General features: G+C 58.5%; 22 protein-coding genes. 8 read left to right on the forward strand and 14 right to left on the reverse strand.

Annotated elements, in window-relative coordinates:
* Window positions 1–46: 46 nt before the first annotated feature.
* From ACQUWM_RS15615 to ACQUWM_RS15645, 7 genes are all read right to left on the reverse strand, one after another.
* Window positions 47–1,714 carry a long-chain fatty acid--CoA ligase gene (locus tag ACQUWM_RS15615; protein WP_428922773.1) on the reverse strand — a complete coding sequence of 556 codons (1,668 nt, stop codon included), beginning with the start codon at window positions 1,712–1,714 and terminating at the stop codon, window positions 47–49.
* A 22-nt stretch (window positions 1,715–1,736) separates the two neighbouring features.
* On the reverse strand, window positions 1,737–2,516 hold the full coding sequence (gene surE, locus ACQUWM_RS15620; protein ID WP_407001956.1) for a 5'/3'-nucleotidase SurE: 780 nt from the start codon (window positions 2,514–2,516) through the stop codon (window positions 1,737–1,739).
* Window positions 2,517–2,530: 14 nt separating this feature from the next.
* Window positions 2,531–3,595 (reverse strand): phosphotransferase, encoded by a 1,065-nt coding sequence (locus ACQUWM_RS15625; RefSeq protein ID WP_407001887.1) that lies wholly within the window; start codon window positions 3,593–3,595, stop codon window positions 2,531–2,533.
* Window positions 3,596–3,762: 167 nt separating this feature from the next.
* The gene (locus tag ACQUWM_RS15630; protein ID WP_428922774.1) at window positions 3,763–4,530 is read right to left on the reverse strand and encodes an SDR family NAD(P)-dependent oxidoreductase; all 768 of its coding nucleotides are present in this window, start codon (window positions 4,528–4,530) and stop codon (window positions 3,763–3,765) included.
* A 177-nt stretch (window positions 4,531–4,707) separates the two neighbouring features.
* Window positions 4,708–5,910 (reverse strand): acyl-CoA dehydrogenase family protein, encoded by a 1,203-nt coding sequence (locus ACQUWM_RS15635; protein WP_428922775.1) that lies wholly within the window; start codon window positions 5,908–5,910, stop codon window positions 4,708–4,710.
* Window positions 5,911–5,983: 73 nt separating this feature from the next.
* Window positions 5,984–6,424: a PaaI family thioesterase gene (locus ACQUWM_RS15640; protein ID WP_428922776.1), complete on the reverse strand. Its 441-nt coding sequence runs from the start codon at window positions 6,422–6,424 to the stop codon at window positions 5,984–5,986.
* On the reverse strand, window positions 6,424–7,218 hold the full coding sequence (locus ACQUWM_RS15645; protein ID WP_407001882.1) for an SDR family NAD(P)-dependent oxidoreductase: 795 nt from the start codon (window positions 7,216–7,218) through the stop codon (window positions 6,424–6,426). Before ACQUWM_RS15645 ends, ACQUWM_RS15640 begins: the two co-directional genes overlap by 1 nt.
* A 140-nt stretch (window positions 7,219–7,358) precedes the next feature.
* Here ACQUWM_RS15645 and ACQUWM_RS15650 point away from each other — a divergent pair, with 140 nt between their 5' ends.
* A complete protein-coding gene (locus tag ACQUWM_RS15650) occupies window positions 7,359–8,945 on the forward strand; it encodes a class I adenylate-forming enzyme family protein (protein ID WP_428922777.1) in 1,587 nt (528 codons plus the stop codon).
* 1 nt (window position 8,946) lies between these two features.
* Here ACQUWM_RS15650 and ACQUWM_RS15655 read toward each other — a convergent pair whose 3' ends face one another.
* Window positions 8,947–9,687, reverse strand: coding sequence for an enoyl-CoA hydratase/isomerase family protein (locus tag ACQUWM_RS15655; RefSeq protein ID WP_407001880.1), 741 nt, complete (start codon window positions 9,685–9,687; stop codon window positions 8,947–8,949).
* A 171-nt stretch (window positions 9,688–9,858) separates the two neighbouring features.
* Here ACQUWM_RS15655 and dctP point away from each other — a divergent pair, with 171 nt between their 5' ends.
* From dctP to ACQUWM_RS15675, 4 genes are all read left to right on the forward strand, one after another.
* Window positions 9,859–10,905, forward strand: a complete 1,047-nt coding sequence (gene dctP / locus ACQUWM_RS15660; RefSeq protein ID WP_428922778.1) for a TRAP transporter substrate-binding protein DctP — start codon at window positions 9,859–9,861, stop codon at window positions 10,903–10,905.
* An 80-nt stretch (window positions 10,906–10,985) separates the two neighbouring features.
* A complete protein-coding gene (locus tag ACQUWM_RS15665) occupies window positions 10,986–11,534 on the forward strand; it encodes a TRAP transporter small permease subunit (protein ID WP_428922779.1) in 549 nt (182 codons plus the stop codon).
* Window positions 11,531–12,841, forward strand: coding sequence for a TRAP transporter large permease (locus ACQUWM_RS15670; RefSeq protein ID WP_407001877.1), 1,311 nt, complete (start codon window positions 11,531–11,533; stop codon window positions 12,839–12,841). Before ACQUWM_RS15665 ends, ACQUWM_RS15670 begins: the two co-directional genes overlap by 4 nt.
* 116 nt (window positions 12,842–12,957) lie before the next feature.
* Window positions 12,958–13,539 (forward strand): hypothetical protein, encoded by a 582-nt coding sequence (locus ACQUWM_RS15675; protein ID WP_428922780.1) that lies wholly within the window; start codon window positions 12,958–12,960, stop codon window positions 13,537–13,539.
* A gap of 77 nt (window positions 13,540–13,616) precedes the next feature.
* Here ACQUWM_RS15675 and ACQUWM_RS15680 read toward each other — a convergent pair whose 3' ends face one another.
* The 3 genes from ACQUWM_RS15680 to ACQUWM_RS15690 all read right to left on the reverse strand — a co-directional run bounded on the left by ACQUWM_RS15680 (window position 13,617) and on the right by ACQUWM_RS15690 (window position 17,748).
* A complete protein-coding gene (locus tag ACQUWM_RS15680) occupies window positions 13,617–14,999 on the reverse strand; it encodes a sodium-dependent transporter (RefSeq protein WP_428922781.1) in 1,383 nt (460 codons plus the stop codon).
* A 155-nt stretch (window positions 15,000–15,154) separates the two neighbouring features.
* Window positions 15,155–16,729 carry a methyl-accepting chemotaxis protein gene (locus tag ACQUWM_RS15685; RefSeq protein WP_407001873.1) on the reverse strand — a complete coding sequence of 525 codons (1,575 nt, stop codon included), beginning with the start codon at window positions 16,727–16,729 and terminating at the stop codon, window positions 15,155–15,157.
* Window positions 16,730–16,878: 149 nt separating this feature from the next.
* Window positions 16,879–17,748 carry a carboxylate/amino acid/amine transporter gene (locus ACQUWM_RS15690; protein ID WP_428922782.1) on the reverse strand — a complete coding sequence of 290 codons (870 nt, stop codon included), beginning with the start codon at window positions 17,746–17,748 and terminating at the stop codon, window positions 16,879–16,881.
* 184 nt (window positions 17,749–17,932) lie between these two features.
* Here ACQUWM_RS15690 and ACQUWM_RS15695 point away from each other — a divergent pair, with 184 nt between their 5' ends.
* On the forward strand, window positions 17,933–19,318 hold the full coding sequence (locus tag ACQUWM_RS15695; RefSeq protein WP_428922783.1) for an MATE family efflux transporter: 1,386 nt from the start codon (window positions 17,933–17,935) through the stop codon (window positions 19,316–19,318).
* A 158-nt stretch (window positions 19,319–19,476) separates the two neighbouring features.
* Window positions 19,477–20,598, forward strand: coding sequence for an HD-GYP domain-containing protein (locus ACQUWM_RS15700; protein ID WP_428922784.1), 1,122 nt, complete (start codon window positions 19,477–19,479; stop codon window positions 20,596–20,598).
* Between the two features lie 12 nt (window positions 20,599–20,610).
* On the opposite strand, the gene fghA is transcribed toward ACQUWM_RS15700, so the two are convergent.
* The 3 genes from fghA to ACQUWM_RS15715 all read right to left on the reverse strand — a co-directional run bounded on the left by fghA (window position 20,611) and on the right by ACQUWM_RS15715 (window position 23,013).
* Window positions 20,611–21,456 carry an S-formylglutathione hydrolase gene (gene fghA / locus ACQUWM_RS15705; RefSeq protein WP_428922785.1) on the reverse strand — a complete coding sequence of 282 codons (846 nt, stop codon included), beginning with the start codon at window positions 21,454–21,456 and terminating at the stop codon, window positions 20,611–20,613.
* Between the two features lie 32 nt (window positions 21,457–21,488).
* Window positions 21,489–21,920, reverse strand: a complete 432-nt coding sequence (locus ACQUWM_RS15710; protein WP_407001868.1) for a CBS domain-containing protein — start codon at window positions 21,918–21,920, stop codon at window positions 21,489–21,491.
* Between the two features lie 139 nt (window positions 21,921–22,059).
* Entirely contained in the window at window positions 22,060–23,013 is a 954-nt protein-coding gene (locus ACQUWM_RS15715) for an alpha/beta fold hydrolase (protein WP_407001867.1), read from the reverse strand.
* Between the two features lie 214 nt (window positions 23,014–23,227).
* On the opposite strand from ACQUWM_RS15715, the gene ACQUWM_RS15720 reads away from it, so the two are divergent.
* Complete coding sequence (locus tag ACQUWM_RS15720) at window positions 23,228–24,589, forward strand: alanine/glycine:cation symporter family protein (RefSeq protein ID WP_407001866.1); 1,362 nt, start codon at window positions 23,228–23,230, stop codon at window positions 24,587–24,589.
* The last annotated feature ends 172 nt before the right edge of the window (window positions 24,590–24,761 follow it).

Below are 24,761 nucleotides of genomic sequence, written 5' to 3' on the forward strand. Positions count from 1 at the left end.
TAGAATTGCATTTCGCCATGCGAAACTTGGAGGCAACAAAAAGACGTCACGCCTTGCTCTTCCACTCTTCTTCCTGTAGCGCGCGCCACATCAGCTTGCCCGTGGGAGATTTTGGCAGCTCATCCACAAAATCAATGATTTCAGGTACTTTGTAAGCCGCCATTTGCTCCTTGCACCAACTGACGATGTCCGCTTCGGTGGTCCTTCCATCCGCTTCCGGCGTCAGCACAATGCAGGCCTTCACGGTTTCTCCGCGCTTGGGATGCGGCGACGAAATGATGCACACCTCGTGGATTGCCGGGTGGCGGTACATAAGCCCTTCCACCTCGGAGGGCCAGACCTTGAAACCGGAGGCGTTAATCATCCGCTTGACCCGGTCCACCATGAAGAAGTACCCCTCCTCGTCGTAATAGGCGAGGTCGCCGGTACGGAAGAAACGCTTACCGTCGATTTCCACAAACGCGGCCTCGGTTTCAGCGGGGCGATTCCAGTATCCCTGGGTCACCTGGGGGCCGTAGGAGACAATTTCCCCGACCTCACCCGGGCCTTTCTCTTCCAGGGTTTCTACGTCAATAATGCGGCTGTCGACATCGAATACCGGGATGCCCAGGCATTGGGGCTTGGGATGATTCGGCGGATTGATGTGGGTGGCGGCCATGGTTTCCGACAACCCATAGCCTTCGATGTAATCCAGTCCGGTCATGGTCTTGAGCTTGGCGGCCACCGCTTCCGGCATCGCCGCGCCACCGCCGCCGATGGTGTTCAGGCTGCTCAGGTCGTAGCTGGCAATGTCCGGATTCGACAGGAAATCCACGGCCATGGTGACGATGTTGGTCCAGCCGCTGACCTGATAGCGCTCAATCAGCCGGGCTGCAGTGGTGCGGTCCCAACGCGTCATAATGACAGTAGTCGAGCCACTGAAGATGGAGCTGTTCATCGAACTGGTCATGCCGGTCACGTGGAAGAACGGCAGCGTTGCCAGTTGAACGGTGTTGGCCGTACTCAGATTCCAGAACGCACGATGCACAGCCGTGGCCATGACACTGCGATGGGTATGCACGCAACCTTTGGGCGCGCCCGTGGTGCCGGAGCTGTAGGGAATCACCGCCAGGTCGTCCGGGCCGGCGGTATGCGCTGTCGGCTTATGGTCCGCAGCCAGCGCCTGCTCCCAGGTCACGATACCCGGCATCTCTTTTGACCAGACCGGAGCGGCCACCTCCGCGGGCAGATCCAGATCGGTGTCCTTGTTGATATAGGTGCTGTAAGACGCCACCACGATCTGGTCGAGATCCGTGTTTTCCAGCAACGGCGCGATAAACCCCGCCAGTTCCTGCCCGGCCAGACACACGCTCGCACCGGTATCGGCAATGTAATGTTCAAGCTCGGCGGCACGGTTCATCGGGTTCACCGGAATCACCACCGCGTCGGCGCGCAGGATGGCGTAGTAGGCAATCACATACTGGGGAGCGTTCTGCATGTACAGCAGAACACGATCGCCCTTTTTGACACCCTGGGCCTGAAGATAGCCGGCCATCGTTTCCACCTCAGCCAACAATTGGCTGTAGCTCAAAGGCGCGTCGTAAAAGATGATCGCCGTGTGGTCCGGATACCGCAGGGCGGAAATTTCCAGGTTGGTGAAAACGCTGGTGTCTGGCAGCGTCATGGTTTTCGGCAGTTCTTTGGGCCAGACGTTGTGATGGCGTGTAAATGTCATTGTTGTAATCCCCTCGTACAAGTCAGTGGGCCGCAGTCGCGACCAGCTCAAATACTTCTACACCCCCAGGCAAGGCTTCCTGGTGACGCAATGGTGTTATCGCAATGGCTTTTTCCCGTAGCACAGTGACATCCTCATCCGGAGTCTGGATGTGCCGGGAGTTGCGATCGAACCCCAGCCACCAGTAAGGCAGGCTGCGGGCATCCTGCCCCGCCAGCAGGCGGGGACGCTGAATCGAACCGGTGGACTGACGGCACCATTGAGCCTGCCGGATCACACCGGCATCGCAAGCCGGAAAGTTCACATTCCAGGCGCGGCTCTCGCCAGGTTGCCAGAGCTTGCGGACGACCTGCTCGCCGAACGCCGACACTGGTGACCAGTCCACGCCTTCACGACTGAGAAAGGCCTGACTCAGGGCAATGGCGGGTATACCCATGTGTTCCGCGCTAAGCACCGCACCCACCGTTCCGGAGTACTGCACCGAGTCACTGATATTGGCGCCACAGTTCACCCCGGACAGCACCAGGTCCGGCGGGGTTTCGCCAAACCACTGAGCCAGCGAATACAGCACACAATCTGCAGGCGTGCCGGACACGGCGTAGCGATTCTCACCTTTTTCGTACACCCGCAGCGGGTCATGGATGGAAATGCTCTGGCCCGCACCGCTGCGATCATGCTCCGGCGCCACCACCCAGACCTCCTCGGCCAGGTTGCGGGCAATGCGTTCAAGAATCGCCAGACCCGGTGCGTTAATGCCGTCGTCGTTGGTGATCAGAATGCGACGGACGATCGGCTCTCCCATAGCTATGGAATCACTCATGAACGATCTCCCTCACGGGCTATTTTCCAGCCCACATCCGCCAGCTGACTCGCACGCTTGCCCACTTGCAGGGCATCGGCATTCGCGGCATTGCCCTGCAGCGCGCGGGCATAGACACCCTGAAGAATGGCCGCCAGGCGGAACAGGGAAAACGCCAGGAATACATGCCAGTCGGCGATACCATCCCGGCCGGTCTGCTTGCAGTAACGGGCAATGGTTTCCTGCTCATCGGGAATGCCCAATGCCTCCAGGTCCTCACCCAGCAAACCGCGGGAACCTTCCATGTCCGATGGCAAGTGGTAGGGCAGACAGTAATAGGCCAGATCAGCCAGCGGGTGGCCGACCGTGGACAGTTCCCAATCGAGGATAGCGACAACCTCGGGTTTGTCGGGGGCCAGCATCAGATTACCGAAGCGATAATCGCCATGGGCGATGGCACACTCATCGGTGGAGGGCAGATTCTTCGGCAGCCACTCCATGAGTTTGTCCATGGCGGGCATCTCGTCGGTTTTGGACGCCAGGTACTGTTTCGTCCACCGTGCTACCTGCCGGGCGACATAGCCTTCGGGTCGACCATAATCACCCAGGCCCACCGCATTTACGTCTACCGAATGCAGTGCCGCCAGGGTATCAATGGCCGAGAGGTGCGCCGGCATCCGCTCTTGACGGTCCAGCGCCCGCAGCGCCGGATGACTGACAATCCGGCCTTCGAGGAAGTCCATGACGTAGAACGGTGTGCCGATGATGCTACTGTCTTCACACAGGGCCCGGGTGGTAGGCACCGGCACGTCGGTGTGTTCGGACAGGGCCCGCATGACTTTGTATTCCCGCTCCACCATGTGAGCCGAGGGCAGCGTTTTTCCGGGCGGCTTTTTACGCAAAACGTATTGGCCGCTGTCGGTGTCCAGCAGAAAAGTAGGGTTGGACTGCCCGCCTTGAAATTGTTTCACGTCCAACCTGGCACCAAAACCATCAATGGCTTTCTGAAGCCAGGCGAGGAGTTGCGCTTCATCGAATTGGTGGGCTGGCAGCACGTCTACCAACTCTGGAGTCATACTCATTGTTCGTTCATGCCTTCTTTATTGAGTCACGGCCCGCAAAAAAGTTTGATGGCCGGCGGGTGGGGGTGCCTTTGTGCAGGGAACAAAGGTGTCTGAGCGAAGCGAGTTCTTTTTCCCGGAACAAAGGCACCCCCACCCGTCGGCCTCCCCACACTTGATGGCAATCCTCAGCAAATAGTTTCGCCGCCGTCGGCGACGATAACCTGTCCCGTGATATACGCACTTGCCTTTGTTGACAGAAAAACGGCCAGGCCGGCGATGTCTACCGGGTCACCGATTCTGCGCAGCGGGGTTTTGTCTTCCGCACGCTTCACGCGCACAGGGTCTTCCCAAAGGGCCTTGGCAAAATCGGTCTTGATCAGGCCGGGGGCAATGCTGTTCACGCGGATGCCTTTCGGCCCCCATTCCACGGCGAGGTTACGAGCCAGGGCCGCTTCGGCGGCCTTGGAGACACCGTAGGTACCGATGGTGGTATTGCCACGGATGCCCGCGATACTGGATAGAAGAACAACCGCACCTTCACCTTTTTCCGCCATCTGCGGAAGCACCATGTTGGTGAGCCAGAAGGTGCCTTTGACATTGGTGTCCATGATCTTGTCCCAGGCGTCGTCAGTCATTTCGGCGGTGGTGCCGTAGACCGGATTGGTGGCGGCGTTGCACACCAGGACGTCGATGGAACCCCAGGCTTCGTTGGTCTTGTCCACCAGGTTCTGCAGGTCTTCTTTCTTGCCCACGTGACAGGGAATGGCGATGGCCTCGTAGCCCTGCTCTTTCAGCTCGCCGGCTACCTGCTCACAGGCGTCGGCCTTGCGGCTGGAGATCACGACTTTGGCGCCCAGGCGGGCCATTTCCTCGGCAATGGAGCGGCCGATGCCTTTAGTTGAACCGGTGATCAGGGCGACTTTTCCGGTCATATCAAAAAGCGGGTTGTTCATACTGGCACCTCATTCTCGAAAATCTTTCTCGGAGCTATGGGAACGAACGGGGAGGAGCCTGCCGGGACCGTCAAAAACATGGATGTTTTTGTCGAGCGTACATGGACGTATTCACAGCGTGTCCCGGCAGGCTCCTCCCCGTTCGTTCAGACACCCGACAACGCGGGCCTAAAATATTTACCGATATTGCTTAAGTTCGATCTTGGCCACGGAATCCAGGTGCACCTCATCAGGACCGTCCGCCAGCCGCAGGGTCCGGACGTGGGCCCAGGCCTTCGCCAGGAAAGTGTCCTGGGACACACCGGCACCACCGTGAACCTGAATCGCGCGATCAATGATCTTCAGCGCCATACTCGGAGCAATCACCTTGATCATCGCGATTTCCTGACGGGCCACCTTGTTGCCGACGGTATCCATCATGTGCGCCGCCTTCAGGGTCATCAGCCGCGCCTGCTCAATCTCGATGCGGCTGCGGGCGATGTCCTTGCGGATGGAATCGAAGCTGGACAACGGTTTGCCAAACGCCTCGCGGGCATTGGCACGCTGACACATCAGCTCCAGGGCACGCTCGGCGACACCGATGGTGCGCATGCAATGGTGGATACGGCCCGGCCCAAGGCGGCCCTGGGCAATTTCAAAACCACGGCCCTCCCCCAGCAGGATGTTGTCCACCGGCACCCGCACATTGTCATAGTGAATCTCGGCGTGGCCGTGCGGCGCGTGGTCATAACCAAACACCGTCAGCGGGCGGATCATCTTCACCCCCGGCGTGTCCAGAGGCACCAGAATCATCGACTGCTGCTTATGCTTCTCGGCATCCGGATCGGTCTTGCCCATGACGATGGCAATCTTGGCCGTGGTGGTCATGGCACCGGAAGACCACCACTTGCGACCGTTGATCACATATTCGTCGCCTTCGCGGCGGATTTCACAGGCGATATTGGTAGCATCGGAAGAGGCCACGTCCGGCTCGGTCATGGAGAAACAGGAGCGGATCTCGCCGTTGAGCAGTGGCTTCAGCCACTTATCCTGCTGTTCTTTATTGCCGTAGCGGGCAATGGTTTCCATGTTGCCGGTGTCTGGCGCGGAACAGTTAAACACTTCCGAAGCCATGGACGAACGCCCCATGACTTCGCACAGGTGCGCGTACTCGTAGTTGGTCAGGCCGGCGCCGAATTCGCTTTCCGGCAGGAACAGGTTCCACAGGCCTGCGGCCTTGGCCTTGACCTTCAGTTCCTCAATGATCGGTACCGGCGCCCAACGGTTCTCCGCCTGCTCGACCTGCTCATGGTACTTGTGCTCATTCGGGTAAATATGGGCATCCATGAATTCGTGAAGCTGCGCCTGCAGCTTTTTGGCTTTATCAGACAGTTCAAACATGTCCAGTACCTCGTTGGTTGATAGTCGTTCGCCGGCAGTGACAACACCGGTGCGTCTTTTGTTGTTTCAATGATCAGATTGGTACGCCTTCCGGCTTTTCACTGCCGGAACGGATACGGAAAGTGCCTTCCGCGATGGCCAGGAGATTGCCCTTGTCATCGTGGACTTCTCCGGTGCTGTTAAAAATCCGAGTGCCACCTGCCCGTTTGCGGCCCGTCACACGGATAGTTCCACCGGAACACTGGCCGGTGAATGTGGTGGTCAGCGACAGGGTGATGGCCTTGCGCATCCGGCCCGGATACGGGCAATAGGTACCGGCTTCGGCCAGGACAATATCCAGCAGGGAAGTCAGCACACCGCCATGGATCACGCCCCCCAGGTTCAGATGACGGGGTTGCAGCCCCAGCTCAATCACCGCCTCGTTCTCTTCCCAGGACACCTGGCGATACCCCAACAGATTGTGAAACCCGGGCAGATCCTGGCCGCCACGGATATGCAAACTCTCATCATTCATTACACTTTCATCCCCGGCAGGTTAAGAGAAGCGGTGTTGCCTCCATCCACGGGCAGGGACTGGCCGGTGATGTAGCTGGCGTCATCGCTGGCCAGGAACAGGATGGCAGCGGCAACTTCTTCCGGCGCACCGTAGCGGCGCAGTTCACAGCGAGCCCCCAGCTTGTGGGCTTTCTCGTTGGCGCGGGCATAGTCGAAAATGGCCTGGGTCATCCCGGTTTCCACCAGTCCCGGACACACGGCATTCACTCGGACATTGTCCGTTCCCAGGTCACAGGCGGCGGTCATGGTGAGGTTGATCACACCGGCTTTGGACGCACTGTAGGCATTACCACCGGCACCGGAGCGAATACCCGCCACAGAGGCGGTATTGACGATCGATCCCAGTTTCCGAGCCTGCATGTATGGCGCCACATGCTTAATGAACAGCATGGTGCCGATCAGGTTTACCGACAGGACTTTTTCCCATTCTTCCCGATCATTTCCAGTGACGTCGGGGTGGCCATCGCCGGTACTGGCAATACCGGCGATATTGCACAACACGTCAATCCGGCCAAAGGTGGACATCGTTTCTTCAACCAGCGATCTGACCTGGTCTTCGTCCGCCACATCGCCAATACGGCGCAGGGTTTCGGCACCTTCAGGAATGAGGCTTTCGGTATCCAGCAGACCCGCTTCAGAGCGATCCACCATCATCACCTGTGCGCCCTCGCGGGCCAGCCGTACTGCGGTGGCCCTGCCGATGCCGCTACCTGCCCCGGTAACGATGGCTACCCGATTATCGAAACGCGCCATGCCGATGCTCCTTTTTGTGTTTTGTTGCGCCGTCATAAAATTCAACTTGACTGTAATTTGTCACGCCACCGGGTTTTGAGTCAATATATTCGGAAGTTAATTTCACTAGATAAAACACAACTACACCGAGAGGCGAAAAAATGAAAAACACCCAGCAAATGCCTGTGCATGCTCCCATTGAGCCGGAAGAGACCATGGAAGCCCTCGGTCAACGTATCCAGCAACTGGCGATCGAACGCCCTGACCATGTCGCACTCATTGATGGCGAGATTCAGGTCAGCTGGCGGGAACTGGTCTGGCGCGCCAATCGCATTGCCAATCGGCTTCGGTCCGCCGGACTGGAACAGGGCGATGCCGTGGCGGGGCTAGCGGAAAACAGCATCAACTACGTCGCACTGTACCTCGGTACATTGGTGGCCGGTGGCTGCATGGTGCCGCTCTCAGGCATGGCCAGCGATGACAGCCTGGTGCTGATGCTGAAAGATTGCGGCGCCCGTTTCCTGTTTGTGTCCCGAAAGAATTTTGATCTGTTTGAAGGCATGGCCGGCAAGCTCGACACACTCGGGCCTGATCAGCGTATAGGGCTGGATGGTCAAGGCCCGGGGATAAGCCAGGATCTTGAGTCCTGGCTGGGAGACATCGACGCCGGAGCCAACCCAGCGCCGGTTACCCTGGATGATCCGTTCAATATCATTTACAGCTCCGGCACCACCGGCACACCCAAGGGCATTCTCCACGACTATCGTTTCCGCCAGCGCCAGATGGTCCGGATGAGCCGCTTCGGGCTGGACGGCGACGCCATAAACCTGGTCTCCACGCCGATGTATTCCAACACCACCCTGGTGTCCGTACTGCCCACCCTTTTCCACGGTGGCACTCTGGTACTCATGGCAAAATTCGATGCCCGGCGCTTTCTCGAACTGGCCGAACGCTACCGCGTGACCCACGCCATGCTGGTTCCGGTTCAGTATCAGCGCATCCTGTCCGATCCGGAATTCGATCGCTTCGACCTGTCCGCCTTCCAGCTCAAACTCTGCACCAGCGCGCCTCTGGGAGCCAAGGTCATCAAGGAAGCCATGGAGCGCTGGCCCGGCAACATCCGCGAGGTGTATGGACTGACGGAAGGCGGTATTTCCACCAGCCTGGACTGCGCTGCACATCCGGATAAGTGGGACTCGGTAGGGACACCGACCGAAGGGGCGGAAGTCCGGGTGATTGACGAGGAAGGCAACGAGTTGCCTCGGGGCGAAACCGGGGAGATCGTGGGCCGCGCCATCTCAATGATGCGGGGTTACATCAACCGCGAGGAACAAACTCGTGAGATGCTCTGGACCAGTCCCGAAGGTCTGACGTTCTATCGCAGCGGAGATATGGGGCGAATCGACGAAGAGGGCTTTGTCTATATCCTGGACCGGCGCAAGGACATGATCATCTCCGGCGGTTTCAACATCTATGCCGTGGATCTTGAAAAGGTACTGCAGGCCCACCCCGCTGTCGCCGATGTCGCAGTGATTGGCGTTCCCAGCGAGCAATGGGGAGAAACACCCCTGGGTCTGGTGGTGCGCAAACCCGGCTGCACGGAGGAGGAAGCGGACATCCTGGACTGGGCCAATGGACAACTGGGCAAGACCCAGCGCCTGGCGGCGATTGAGTTCCGCCCGGAACTGCCCCGCTCCACCATTGGCAAGGTGCTGAAACGGGAGCTGCGGGCGCCTTACTGGGCCTGATCTAGCGCTTCTCCATCCGTGTCAGAGCGGCCCGGCAATCCTCCGACCGGAGCCGCTCGGCAAACACCGTGCGCTCCCGCTCCAAGGCCTCACGCACCGCTTCCCGCCACGGGGCCTTGATCAGCCGCTTGCTGGCTCGCAGGGCTTCCCGGGGTTTGGCCGCGAGCCTTCTGGCCTGTGCCAGCGCCTCGTCCACCGCCTGACCGTCGTCGACCGCGCGGCTGACCAGCCCACATTCCCGGGCTTCCTCGCCGTCCAGGGTTTCCCCCATCAGCAACAAATCCGCGGCACGCCGGGCTCCCAGGTGCAGGGGCATAGTCACGGTAGACGCGGCTTCCGGCACCAGCCCCAGATCCACAAACGCGGTCTTGAAGCGCGCGGACCGGCCGGAGATGACGGAATCACAATGCAACAGCAGGGTAGTGCCAATCCCAATCGCCAGCCCCTCAACTGCAGCGATGACCGGTGTATCACAAGCCATCAGGACTTCGATGAAGTCCAGGGCGGCGGAGGGTTTCGGGTTGGCATCCGTGGCGCGGGCGCGGAAATCATCAAGATCGTTGCCGGCGGTAAACACACCGCCCTCGCCACTGATCACGATGGCATGCACACTGGTGTCTGCCGCCGCTGCACTCACGCCTTCGGCCAGTGCCTGGTACATATCGCGGGTCAGGGCATTTTTCTTGTTCGCGCGACTGATGATCAGGTGAGTGACACCTGGCCAATTTTGCGTGTTAATCACTGAAAACCTCCCCATGGACTAAACTTTGGTAACGGAATATCGACGACCATCCTATTGCAAAAAGCAAGGCATGTGTTAGATTCAGACACATGAATTCATTCTGCAGTCGTTAGTTTTGCAGAGCGAAATCAACAAAAGGACGTCCAACACAATAATGATTGAGGTCCAGCAATGAAAATGCTAACCACCGCCAGAAAAACCCTGACTGTTTACGGCTCCGCCCTGACCCTGGGTCTGGCCGCTGCCCTGACAAGCGCCCCGGTCGCCGCCGAGGAAACCTATACCTGGAAGGTTCAGTCCCACTGGCCGGGCTCCAGCAGTTCCTATGAAGACAGCCTGGTTCGCCTCAAAAAGATTCTTGAAGAACGCACCGACGGACGCCTGGAGCTGGAGCTGTACGAAGCCGGCTCACTGTTCAAGGCCAAGGAAATCTTCAACGCTGTCAGCCGGGGCATCCTGGAAATGGGCACCATTTCTCCGTCCTATGCCCAGGACAAGATCACCCTTGCCGGCATTGCTTCCGGCCTGCCATTTGCCTTCCGCAATGTCTGGGAAGCCGCCTATTTCCATCAGGGCCTGGGCTTTGAACAAATGCTTCGTGATGAAGCCGCCGAACATAACGTTTACTGGGCAACCGACAAGGTCTATCCCACCGAGATGGTAGTCAAGCAGCCGATCAACAGCTGGGGCGACTTCACCAAGCTGAAAATCCGCTCCTCGGGGGCATTGCAGACATTCCTGACCGAAGCCGGTGCCGCCGCGTCCTACATTCCGGGCAGTGAACTCTACACCGCCCTGGACTCCGGCATTGTCGACGGCGCCCATTGGGGCGCTTCCCAGGGCGCCTTCAGCATGGGTCTGTATGAGGTGGCCAAGTACCACGTGCAGCCGGCACTGAACATTGCCGGCACCGACGTCATCATTGTCAGCCAGAAGGCCCTGGACAAGCTGCCGGAAGACATGCAGAAAACCGTCAAGCAGGCGCTGGATGAGCAGTTCTGGTTCCGTACCAACGAGTACCTGTACAAGGAACGCATCACTCTGGCCAAGGCCATCAGCGAACACGATGTTCAGGTCAACACCCTGCCCGATGAGGTGCAGGATCGCCTGACCCAGACCGCCCAGAAACTGTGGGATGAGGAAGGCAAGCGCAGTGACAATGCCAAGAAAGCGCTGGACATGCTGAAAGGCTACCTGTCAGAACTGGGCTACCTGTAAACGCCTGACAGCTGAACCCGGCCGGGCCAGTTTTCTGGCCCGGCTTTGCTTGTGAACCCACCGTTTCCCGGAGAATACCAATGGGTGTGCTGACTGCATTCATGAGAGGCGTTACCCGCCTCAATGATGTTATCGGGCGCGGGATAGCGCTAATCGTTTTTGCCATGTTCGTGTTCCTGATCATGGAAGTGGCCTTCCGCTACCTGTTCAACTCACCCACTGTGTGGACCAACGAACTGACCCAGATGCTGTTTGGCATCTACGCCGTCATGTCCGGTGGTTACATCATGGCGCACCGTGGCCACGTGAATGTCGATCTGCTGCATTCACACCTGTCCCCTCGCGGCCGGGCCATCCTCGACATTCTTACTTCGGTGGTCTTTTTCATCTTCACACTGGCACTGCTGTATTTCGGCTACGACATGGCCAGCGAGTCCATCGCCAGCTGGGAAACCTCCTATTCCGCCTGGAACCCGCCGATCTGGCCAGTTAAGGCCGCCATTCCACTGGGCACCGGTTTGCTGGTTCTGCAAGGCATCGTCAAGTTACTGGAAGACATCGCAGTGGCCTTCAACTTCAGTTACTACACCCCCGAAACCCAGGAAGACGAGAAAGGAGAGGCACTGTGAGTATTGAAGTCCTGACCCTGCTTTTCTTCGGCTCGCTGCTGTTCTTCCTGCTGCTCGGCCTGCCACTGGCCTTTGTGCTGGGCGGCGTGTCCGTTGTCTTCCTGTATTTCACCTGGGGATTCGATTCCTTCTACATGGTGTCCTCGCAGATCTGGGGCACCATGGAAAGCTTTACCCTGGTGGCGATCCCCCTGTTCGTGTTCATGGCGATGATCCTGGAGCGAACCGGGGTGGCCAAGGATCTGTACCGCATGATGCACCTCTGGTGCGGTGGCCTGCGGGGTGGCCTGGCCATCGGCACCCTCGTTATCTGTGCCGTGTTCGCGGCCATGGTCGGTATCAGCGGCGCGGCGGTTGTCGCCATGGGCACCATCGCCCTGCCGTCCATGCTCGAACGGGGTTATGACAAGAAGATGGCCCTGGGGGTGATCAACACCGGCGGTGGCTGGGGCATTCTTATTCCCCCCAGCATCCTGATGATTCTCTATGCCCTCATCACCGGCGTGTCCGTGGGCAAGATGTTTGCCGCCGGCATCATGCCGGGCATTCTGCTGATGGTGCTGACCGCCATCTACATCCTGGTGCGCAGCCACCTGCAGCCCGAACTGGCTCCTGCTCTGCCGAAGGAAGAGCGCGGCACCTGGCCGGAGAAGCTTCGTGCCCTGCGGGCGGTGCTGTTGCCCATCGGCGTAGTGTTCATGGTGCTGGGTTCGATCATTGGCGGCATCACCACGCCAACCGAAGCCGCCGCCATGGGTGTCCTCGGCGCACTGATCTCCGCTGCTGTCTACAAGCAGTTCAAGTGGAGCATCCTGCAGGAAGCGGCGATCCGGACCTTCAAGCTCACCGGTATGATCATGTGGATCCTGTTCGCGGCCCACGCCTTCAGTGCCGCCTATCAGAGCATGGGCGCCCAGGACCTGATCGAGAGCCTGATGAACATGATTCCCGGCGGGCCCTGGGGCATCATCATTGCCATGATGGTGATTGTGTTCCTGCTGGCCATGGTACTGGACCCGGTCGGCATCATGCTGATCACCCTGCCGGTGTTCATGCCGATTGTGGAATCTCTGGGGTTCGATCCGATCTGGTTCGGCATCCTGTTCGTGATCAACATGGAAATCGGCTACATGACGCCGCCATTCGGCTTCAACCTGTTCTACCTGAAGGGCGTGGTGCCACCGAGCATCACCATGAAAGACATCTATTCCTCGATCATTCCCTTCGTTATTGTCGAGATTGTCGGTCTTGCACTGATCATGATTTTCCCGGAAATCGCCACCTACCTGCCGGATCTGTTCTTCTGAGCCGATCCGGCTCCTGGCAGGCCTGAGCAGGTTGCGCGCTTCATGCAGTAGCGTCTATTTTGTAGACAAGTCCCCGGCACAAGGATTCGGGGACACCCTGCTCACGGAGGAAACTCATGAAACGCGCATTTTCGCTTTGCCTTGCCCTGGCTTTCACCCTGTTTTTTACGGCCAGTCCGGTGGCTGCCGACAGTCTCACTGACGGGAAAGTCCGGGCCTTCATCAACACCCTGCAAGAAGCTGAAACCCTGGAAGGCGACTTTGACCAGCTGAACGAGGAACTGTCGGACTCCGGAAATCCGTCGGAAATGCCCGATTTCTCATCCATCTTTTCCGACTCGGTCAACAAAATGCGGGGGCACGAAGCCTACGACCGCATGGAAGATATCGTTGAAGACAACGGGTTTGACTCCATGGAAGACTGGGGCGCCACGGGGGATCGGGTGTTCCAGGCCTGGATGGCCATTGAAATGGAAAATCAACATCCTGAAATGGTGCGGGAGATGGCCGGCGCAATGGATGAGATCAACAACAACCCTAATCTGACCGAGGCTCAGAAGGAACAGATGCGGGCCATGATGGGGAATGCGACGTCCGCCCTGGAGAATGCGAGCAAGGCCCCGGAGGCAGACAAACAGGCAGTCAGGCCACACATGGAGGCGCTACGATCGGCGACTGGCTCGGGTGAGGACGACTGACGAACTCCGCAAGACAGAGCTCGATGAACGGCAGGATAAAAAAGGGCAGAACCAACGCGGTTCTGCCCTTTTCAGTGTCACGCCATCAGGTTGTATATAAACACGATGGCCACCGCGACCGGTGTCACGAAACGAATCAGGTTATACCAAAGGGTGAAGCTGCCACTCTCCAGCGCCAGATCCGCCTTCAGGGACTCTTTCGCCACAAACCAGCCGACAAATACTGCGGTCAGCAGTCCTGACAATGGCAGCATGACGTTAGCCGTGAAGAAGTCCAGCAAGTCGAAGATGGTTTTGCCTTCAAAGCGCTCGAACATACCCAGCGGCGCAAAACCGGCCCACTCGTTCAGGGACAGGATAGACGCAACACCCAGCAACCAACAGGCAGCGCCCACCAGGATTGCGCTACCAACACGCCCCATGGAGAACTTCTCTTCAACCCACTCAACCACCGGTTCCAGCAGCGAAATACCGGAGGTCCAGGCGGCAAACAGCAGTAGCACGAAGAACAGCGTGCCGAACAGGCTGCCCATAGGCATCTGGCCAAAGGCCAGCGGCAGCGTCTGGAAGATCAGGCCGGGACCGGCACCGGCTTCCAGTCCATTGGCAAACACCACCGGGAAAATCGCCAGCCCCGCCAGCAACGCCACCACGGTGTCCATAACCGAAACCGTGACCGCTGTGCGGCCAATGGAAACATCAGGGCTGAGATAGGAACCGTAAGCCATCATGATCGCCATACCCAGGCTCAGGGTGAAGAAGGCATGGCCCAGCGCGATCAACACGCCGTTAACGGTCAGAGCGCTGAAATTCGGGGTGAACAGGAAACTCACCGCCCGGCCAAAGCCATCGGTTGTCGCGGCATAGCCAACGACAAGCAGCAACAGCACAAACAGGGCCGGCATCAGGATAGTGACCGCCCGCTCAAGGCCGGATTTGAGGCCACGGGCTACCACAAAAATGATCAACCCCATAAACAGGGTATGCCACGCCAGCAACACACCGGGGCTGGCGAGCAGATCACCGAAGATGGCGCCGATGGCGTCCGCACTCTGGCCGGTAAAGTCACCGCTGGCTGCGTGGCCAATATAGGATGCTGCCCAGCCGCCGATCACGGAATAGAAGGACAGGATGATGAAAGCTGCCAGCACGCCGATAATCGCAGAAATACGCCAGGCCGGTGAGCTCAGATTTCGCTCCGCAACCAGTCGCATGCTGGTCACCGGGTTATGACGGCCATTACGGCCAAGAAACACTTCCGCCATCATGATGGGAATACCGATAATGGCGATACACAGCAGGTAAACCAGGACAAAGGCACCGCCACCATTCTCACCGGTTACATAAGGAAACTTCCAGATATTGCCAAGGCCAACGGCGGAACCTGTCGCCGCCAGAATAAAGGCCAGCCGTGAAGACCACATGCCGCGTGGAGCTGTGGCCGTATTGTTGTCAGTCATGTTTTCATCCTGTGCTTTTGGCTGATGAATCGCTTTATATTGGATTTGCCGGAGATGGCCTCCGGCAATTGGAGCGGGATTTTGCCAGTAGTCGCACGTCGATGCCAGTTAACCCGGGCGCAACACATGACTGCCTGCTGCGCCCGGTTTGTTAACTAGCCGTTTCTACTGACAAAGCGTGTGACCAGATCTTTCAATCCGTGTGACATGTCACTCAAACTGGTACTGCTGTCCTGCGCGGAGTTGGCCTGCTCGGTACTGTTATCCGCCAATTCGGCAATGCTCACGATCTGCCGGTTAATCTCATCCGATACGTGGCTTTGCTCCTCAAAGGCCGCGGACATGCTGATAAAGCTGTCGGAAATACTCTGGATAGCCGACACAATGTCCCGCAATGAGGTTTCTGCCTCGCGGACTTTCGCCAGACCCTGGCCAGCCACTTCCTCACCGTCACGGGTCGCCGATACCGCCTGCTCAACCTGTTGGCGGAAGTCGTCAATGACTTCCTGGATTTTCACGGTTGACTCACGGGTTCGACTCGCGAGGGTCCGGACTTCATCCGCCACCACCGCAAAGCCCCGTCCCTGCTCTCCGGCACGGGCCGCTTCAATCGCCGCATTGAGAGCCAGAAGATTGGTCTGGTCAGCAATGTCAGAGATCAATTTGGCAGCCTCACCGATGCTGTTGGTGGATTCGCCCAAACGACCGATCACTTCACCAATGCCGTTGACGCGCGTCACCAACTGCTCGATGGCGTCCAGCGCCTCCGCACTGCGCTTGCTACCCGTGGCTGCGAAGCTGTTGGCTTCTTCAGCGTCGCGGGCGTTGGCGTTTACGGTTTCCGCCACTTCCTGAATGGACGCTGTCATCTCATTGATTGCAGATGCCGTCTGATCGGTTTCCGCGCGTTGGCGCGCTATGGCCTTGGCACCCTCGCTGATGTAACCGTGGGACGCTTGTGCCTGTTCGAACAACAGCTCCGCCTGATCCTCTATCCTGGCCAGTGCCGTACGGATTCGGGCGTCTTCGCTGACCAGTACCATTGAAAGCTGCGAGAACAGACCGCTCTCGTCACTGTATGTTCGGGCCACAACGGGGTCACGGAACGCGTCCGGACGAAACGACAGGATCCGGTTCAAACGGCCTGCTACGGATTTCAGGGTAAAAATCGCTCCCAAAACATGACCAGCCACAATCATCGCAATAGCCAGTGTCTGCTCGCCCATACCGAGCGCCCCGAGACTCAAAACCAGAGACAACAAGAATGGCCATCCGGACTTTAGCACGGAGGTCACACGGCTCTGGAGACCGACAATGGAACGCCCCGCGTTGATCCGCTTATACAGGTTCTCGGCACGACCAACCTGTTCCCGTGTCGGGGGTACGCGAACCGATTCATAGCCAACAACCTGGCCATTCTCCCGAATCGGTGTGACATAGGCACTGACCCAGTAATGATCACCGGACTCGGCGCGGTTTTTCACCACCCCCATCCAGGCCTTACCGGCTTTCAGGTAGTCCCACATACCCTTGAACACGGCCTGGGGCATATCCGGGTGACGGATAATATTGTGCGCCTGGCCAACCAGTTGATCGCGGGTGAAACCACTGATCTCGGCAAACTCTTCGTTGCAGTAGGTGATTACCCCTTTCAGGTCGGTGGTGGTGATCAGACGACCACCCTCACGCATTTTTACTTCCCTCTGGGTAACCGGCAGATTCTTTCTCATAACGGCATCCGTCTATGTGGGCGCTTTGGCAGCATTTTTTTGTCAGATAGTTGCAAGGTAGACTAATATCACGCTTCTACCAAAGGCGACTATCTTTATGTGGTTACCAAAGTTATCGGCCCGTAACGGGATTTCATTAGTTCGAAAGTTCAAGTAATAGCGAGGCGAGCCCGGGGGTGGAAACGAGCGTTCAGCCACAGGGATGACGCAATCACCACGCCCCCGATAGCCAGCCGGAACAGGTCCGCATCCCGGTTCCAGATCAGCAGGTTAACCAGCAGCCCCGCCGGCACCAGTGCGTTGTTCATGATGGCCAGCGTTCCCGCATCCACCTGACAGCCGCCACGGTTCCACAGGAACAACCCGACCCCGGAGGCTGCCAGCCCCAGCCACGCCAGGACGCCCCACTGCAGTCCGGTTTCCGGCAGCCGGCTGCTGTCACCGAAAATCAGGAATGAAGGCAGCGCGATGATCAGCGCGCCAAAGAAGAAATACCCAAACGTACGAAAGGCAGGCACATCGGACGGGTAGTGACGCATCACGTGCTTGTAGCCTACCTGCCCGGCGGCAAAGGTAAAGTTGGCCACCTGCAACAGCAGGAAGCCGGTAATGAAATCCTGGCTCAACCCATCATAGCGGATGATACCGGCGCCCAGTGTGGCAACGGCGGCTGCCAGCAAAGCTACTGGCGAAAACCGACGATACATCGCATCGTCGATCAGGGTGACATACAGCGGCGTGAAGATGGTGAACAGCAGCACCTCCGGTACGGTGAGGTAGCTGAAGGACCGGTACAGACACAGGTAGGTGATACCAAACTGGAGCATGCCGGCGACCAGGATCCCCAGCTTCTGTCCTGAGTCGACCCCGCGCCAGCGGGTAAACGGCAGAAACACCAGCGCCGCCAGCAAGACCCGTGTCAGCACCGCAAAATCACTGTCCACTTGACCGGCAAGAAATTCACCGATCAGACTGAAGGAGAATGCCCACAAAACCGTTACAAAGACCAGAAGTCCCATATTACCGACGCCAGTTGTTCAGAAAAACGGCACTTTACCGCTTCGTTCACAAGTCTGTACAGCCACGCAGGACCATTTGCCTATACCGGAAAAGCGGTATGCCGATCGCAACGCTGTTCGGTTACCATGCCCGTTGGCACAACACCCGTTCACCTCCCAAACCGCCAAGGTAGCATCATACTCCATGGACGAGACCCATCAGCCCCTGCCCGCCAGCCGACAATCGCTGATCCGGCGGACGCTCACCGAATGGCGCACCCTGGCGATACTGGGCGGGCCAATCCTGATTGCCCAGCTGGCGCAGATGTCCAATGGTGTGATCGATACCGTTATGGCGGGCCACGCCAGTGCAGAAGACCTGGCGGCGGTGGGTATCGGCAGCAGCCTGTGGATGCCGCTTTTCCTGTTTTTCATGGGGTTGCTGGGCGCACTACAGCCCATCATTTCCGGCTACAACGGCGCCCGCACCACCGACAAGATCATGCCTGCCACCTGGCAGGGGCTCTACATCGCCGCCGCCGGGTCGCTGGTGATGATCCTGCTTCTGACCCATGTGCATCCGGTTCTGGATCAGCTCAACCTCGATCCCCATACCGCCGGCATCACCCAGGGTTACCTCGACGCCTTTGCCTGGGGAATACCGGCCCTGTTACTGATGACCGCGTTACGGGGGCTGACCGATGGCCTGGGCCACACCCGTGTGATTATGGCCTTTGCCGTATTAAGCACCCTGCTCAACCTGCCGCTGAATTACATATTCATCTACGGCAAACTGGGACTGCCCGCCATGGGTGGCGTGGGATGTGGCTGGGCCACGTCGCTGTCCAACGGTGTCGCCGCGATTGCCCTTCTGGCATACCTGAATCGCAGCGAAGTTTACCGTCGGTTTCACCTGCTGGCCGATTGGGCAAAACCGGACCCTGACGGCATTCGCTACATCCTGAAAATCGGGGTGCCCATCGGGTTCACGATTTTCGTGGAAGCCAGCCTGTTCTCTGTCATCGCCCTGTTCCTGGCACCGCTGGGACCAGTGGTCGTGGCCGGCCACCAGATCGCGCTTAATGTAGTCTCCCTGGTGTTCATGCTGCCGCTGAGTATCGGTATGGCCCTGACTCTCAGGGTCAGTTTCCTTGTGGGTGCGCAGGCGCCGGACACCGCACGGCTGATTTCCCGCAGTTCACTGATCCTTGCAGCAACCGTAGCGTTGGTGTTCGCCACCCTGTTGTTCACCTTCGCGGAGCAGATTGCCGCGCTGTACACCAGCGATGCTGCGGTCAGGGAGGTGACGGTCAGCCTGTTGGTGTTCGCGGCACTGTTCCAGATTGCCGATGTCATTCAGGTCACTTGCATCAGCGCCCTGCGGGGCTACAAGGACACCGCCATCCCCATGTTTATCATGCTGTTTTCGTTCTGGTTGGTGGGACTGCCGCTGGGTTACGTGCTGACCTTTACCGACTGGCTGGTGCCGGCCATGGGCGCGGCTGGTTTTTGGGTGGGGTTAACAGGCGGGCTGGCATCCGCCAGCATCCTGCTGGGATTACGATTGTTTCTCTATGCGCCAAGAGCCTGAATGTCCGAAAACACGACCTTGTCGCGCCAGACACGAGTCAAACAATGCAAAATCCCCATGAATAGCGCCGTTGACCCTCTCTGCATCTGGCAGTGATCCCGGTTTCAGGGGTAGAGTTAAGCCAAATGCAGAAAAAACAAAACTCAGGAAATCAATCCGTGTCGAATCTTGTCCGTATCGCACCCGGCGCGTTGGTGGTAGGTAAACCCCTGCCATGGACGGTCTACGACGTTGAGGGTAACGTCCTGTTGCGCCAGGGCTATGTGATCCAGAACGACATGCAGCTGGAACAGCTGTTCGACCGGGGCCTGTTTCATCCACGCAAGATTGAACGCGGGCAGGAGGAGATCCTTGAGGACAACCGCCAGCGGAATCCATTCGCGGATTATCCGGTGCTGTTGCAAACCCTGGAAACAACTCTGAACGCGATCACCTCTGGCGAAGAAAGCGCCCTGAAACGACTGATGGGCCTCACCCGCCTGATTGAACGTATCTGTGACGAAGCGCCGGATGCCAGCCTGGCCCTGGTGCATCTGTATTCCATTGAGCCCACCATTCACGAACAAATCCTGTTCTATGGCATCCTCAGCCACTTCACCGCGCAATCGTTCGGACTGGACCGCAATCGAACCAGCCTGCTCACCAGTGCGGCCCTGGTGGCCAACCTGGCGCTGGTCCCGGTGGCAGATCAGTTGAATGCTTCCCGCAAGATCCTTTCCGATGACCAGCGGGCGGTGATCCGCAAACATCCGCAGCGGAGCATCAGCGCTCTGCGCGCGGCCGGTATCGATAACCAGGCTCTGTTTGACGTGATCGCGCAACACCATGAACAAGCGGATGGCTCAGGATACCCGAAAGGGCTCAGCGGCACCGAAATACGGCCCGAGGCTGAAATTCTGGCGCTGGTAGAACGTTATGTGGCGATGATCACCAAACGGGCCTACCGGGAGCGGATGAACATCACTGACGCACGCAAACTGGTGGCCAGCCTCACCGATGGCCAGCTCCGACCGGCCATTCCCAGGGCGCTGCTGGCGGTTCTGACGGAACATCCCCCCGGCACTCTGGTGCGGCTGGCCAATAATGAAGTCGGGGTGGTCACCCAGCGCCCGGATCGTCACCTTGGCCCCTTTGTGAACGCCATCCTCGGTCCCCGTGGCAACCGTTACAGCGGCACGTTTGAGCGTGATTGCAGCTTGCTGGAGTTCAATATCCGCGCGGTCGAGCAGCCTGAAGTCATGCCTTCGATGGATTTCAGCCTGCTCTGGGGTTTCCACTAGGGCCGGCAGCCACTACTTCAGTCCCAGTGCCCCGGCATGATGATTGAGGTGATCGTCAATAAACGAGGCGATAAAGAAGTAACTGTGGTCGTAGCCCCGATGCATCCGCAAGTCGATGTGGTGATGCACTTTCTCGCAGGCATCGACCAGTACCTCCGGATTCAGCTGGCTTTCCAGAAACTCATCGGCCGTACCCTGATCCACCAGCAGAGGCAGTCGCTCCCTGGCAGCAGGAATCAGCAGGGTGGCATCCCACTCCTCCCAGCGGCTTTGGTCATTGCCCAGATAACCGGTAAACGCCTTTTGTCCCCAGGGACACTCCGTGGGGTTGGCTATCGGTGCAAACGCTGAGACCGACGCATAACGCCCAGGATTTTTCAGGGCGCAGATCAGAGCGCCGTGGCCACCCATGGAATGGCCGCTGATGGCTCGCTGTTCGGTCACCGGCAACTCGCTTTCCACCAGCTGCGGCAACTCCTTCACCACGTAATCGTACATGCGGTAGTGAGGCGCCCACGGCTGTTCGGTTGCGTTGATGTAGAAGCCGGCACCGGTGCCAAAATCGTAGCTGTCATCTTCTCCCGGCAGCCCCAGACCCCGTGGACTGGTATCCGGGCACACAATGGCCATTCCCAGCCGCGCGGCCTGCTTCTGGGCCCCGGCCTTCTGCATGAAGTTCTGATCGGTGCAGGTCAGTCCGGACAGCCAGTAGAGCACCGGAGCCGGGCGCGGGTTATGGCCAACAGCCGAGGGCGGCAGATAAACCGCAAACTCCATGTCACAGCCCAGGGCTGCCGAGGTGTGGCGGTAACGACGGTGCTCTCCATCGAAACAGACGTTGGCGGATAACAGTTCCATGGTGCCCTCGGTTCAGAGAATGAATGCTGTGCTCAGTCTTCCGCTCCAGCGTACTTTGGCAATTCGATGCCACAGCCGGACCTGGCCAGTTCGGCCAGTATCGCGGTGCGGGTCACTATACCAACCAGACGACCATGATCCACCACCGGGTACACCTTGGGCTTGCCGGCCCCCAGGTTCTGGGCCAGATCCACCACCGCCATTTCCGGGGATATCGTCACCGGGTCGCGGAACATCACATCATCAACAATGGGATCACCCTCGCAGTGGTAACTGCTGACAAGCAACGCGTGGATACAGTCCTGCTCCGAGATGAATCCGATCACCTTCCGGTGCGCATCCACCACCGGCAGACCGGTGACATGATTCCGCAGGAGCGTTTTCACTACCCGGGTTAATGGCGCCCCACACCGAATGGGTTCGATGTGGTTCCACATTACATCAGAAGCTTTCAATGAGCGCATGGATCATCCCTCACCAGTTATCGTTCTGCAGTAACGTCGCAGAACCGATACGTTCTCCTATAACCATAGGCAATGGAGACACAAATGAAAACACAAAGCAGCGGATATTGAGCGAGTTCCACCTCTTTCCGCCGCAACGTCAGAACGGCGCCCGCATCACCGACAGGCTTGTCTCCACAAAGCGCTCCAGCAGAGGCTCCGGAAGATCATGACCCATGCCATCAATGAGCTCCAGACGGGCATGGGGAATCAGGTATTTCAGCTGTTCCGCCGCCACCGGTCGTACCAGCGGATCCGCCTTGCCATGAATGATGGCGGTTGGCACCCTTATCCGGCGGCTCAGGGAAGACAGGCTGCCGGTGGCCAGGATGGCCCGGGTCTGTCGCAGGATACCGGCAGGATGATAACTGCGCCGGTATTCCCGGGTCAGTCGCTCACGCACCTCGTCCTCCGCCGGAGGAAACGCCGGGCTCTGGATCAGCTTCCAGAACGCCAGCGAACGCGCCACCACCGAGGCCTCGTCATGCCCCCTGGCGCCAACGCCGGCCAGCCGCCAGATCAGTTTCGCTTTTGGCATCGGCAGTCGCGGACTGTTGGTGGACGTCATGATCAGGGTGGCGCTGCGCACCCGCTCCGGCCACAGGGACGAAACCAGCTGGCTGATCATGCCGCCCATGGATACCCCAACCAGGTGAGCACTTTGCAGCCCCAGGGCGTCCAGCACTCCGATCGCGTCTGCCGCCATATCCTGCAGGGTGTACGGTGCCGGAATTGGCAGCCCTACCCGGGAGCGGGCCATCATCGCCACCGGATGCCCCTCCAGCCGATCCTTCAGGCGCGAAGACAGGCCGATGTCACGGTTATCAAAGCGGATTACGTAGTACCCCTCGTCAGCATACTGATCCAGCAGGGCCTCGGGCCACAGCGTCATCTGGGCGCCCAGGCCCATGATAAACAACACCGGCTCACCCTCCGGGTTGCCCCGGGTCTCGACGCAGAGAGACAGCCCGCTGGCCTCGACAAAACGATGATCGATCGTCCGGGCGGTGTTCGCGGTTTGCTGTTTCGCCTGCGCAACTGCGGTCTGGGACATCGGTTTTCCTCATGAACAAACTGGGGTTACCCGATCAACACTACCGCAAATCCTGTCAAATCCAATCACTTTGTTGACAGGTTCACACGATGAACCGGCAAATTCCCCGGACAACCGGTTTACAGATAGAAATATCCAACTAAACTCAATCAGTTAACCCTCACAAGGGTAAAACCATAACGACAGTCTTTGGCAATAACTCAGGGAGATCCCCATGGAAGCCATTGAAAACTTTGTAGGTGCAGTAAACGGACTGGTCTGGGGTCCGCCCATGCTGGTGATGATCCTCGGTGTGGGGCTTTTCCTCAGCCTCGGCCTGAAACTGATGCCGGTGCTCAAGCTCGGCGCGGGTTTCAGGCTGATGTGGAAAGGCCGTTCCGGCGAGGAAAGCGACGGTGAGATCCCACCGTTTCAGGCTTTGATGACAGCACTGTCCGCGACTGTGGGCACCGGTAACATCGCCGGCGTCGCCACCGCGGTCTTCCTCGGTGGGCCGGGCGCGCTGTTCTGGATGTGGCTGACCGCCCTGGTGGGCATGGCCACCAAGTATTCCGAGGCGGTTCTCGCCGTACGCTTCCGGGAAGTGGACGAGCGCGGTGCCCACGTTGGTGGCCCGATGTACTACATCCGCAATGGCCTGGGCAGCAAATGGGCCTGGCTGGGTGTGCTGTTCGCCATCTTTGCTGCCATTGCCGGGTTTGGTATCGGCAATACGGTACAGGCCAACTCAGTCGCGGACGTACTGAACGCCAACTTTGGCCTGCCTCACTGGATGACCGGGGTGATCCTCATGGTTCTGGTGGGCCTGGTATTGATCGGCGGCATCAAACGTATCGGCCAGGTCGCCAGTTCCCTGGTTCCGCTGATGGCCATTTCCTATGTATTAGTCGGCCTGATTGCCCTGGCAGTCAATGCGGATCAGATTCCGGCTGCTTTTGCCCTGGTCTTCAAACATGCCTTTAGCCCGGTTGCCGCGGAGGGCGGCTTCGCCGGCGCCGCCGTGTGGGCAGCAATCCGCTTTGGTGTGGCCCGCGGCATCTTCTCCAACGAAGCCGGCCTGGGCTCCGCTCCGATTGCCCACGCCGCAGCGCAAACCAAAAACCCGGTTACCCAGGGCATGGTGGCCATGCTGGGCACCTTCATTGATACCATCATCGTCTGCAGCATTACCGGTCTGGTGATCATCACCTCCGGTGCCTGGACGTCCGGCGAAACCGGCGCGGCGCTGACATCACTGGCATTCGAGGGTGGTCTGCCCGGGTTTGGTAACTACGTGGTGGCGATTTCCCTGGCCATCTTTGCGTTTACCACCATTCTTGGCTGGTCGTTCTATGGGGAGCGGTGTGTTGAATTCCTGTTTGGCGTGAAAGCCATTGTGCCCTACCGGGTGCTGTGGATTCTCGCCATTCCGGTCGGCGCAACCATCAACCTGGGGTTCATCTGGCTGCTAGCGGACACTCTCAACGCCATGATGGCACTGCCGAACCTGATCGCATTGCTGTTCCTCAGCCCGGTGGTGTTCAAGCTGACCCGCGAACACTTCGAGAAGGAGAAGGCTCTCGGAGTCAACAATTGATCCAGTGCTTCAGCGGTTATAAATAACCGCTAGATTGTTCTGGTCAACGATGGATGAGGCAAATCAAGGCCCCTTGTATTCACCTCATCCATCACCACTGATTATCGTATAGACTCAATATAAACACTCCGGCGATTGATCATGCCGGTGACACACCGAATGTTGTCACAAG

It is taken from the genome of Marinobacter sp. DUT-3 (genome assembly GCF_050379435.1).
Lineage (GTDB): Bacteria > Pseudomonadota > Gammaproteobacteria > Pseudomonadales > Oleiphilaceae > Marinobacter.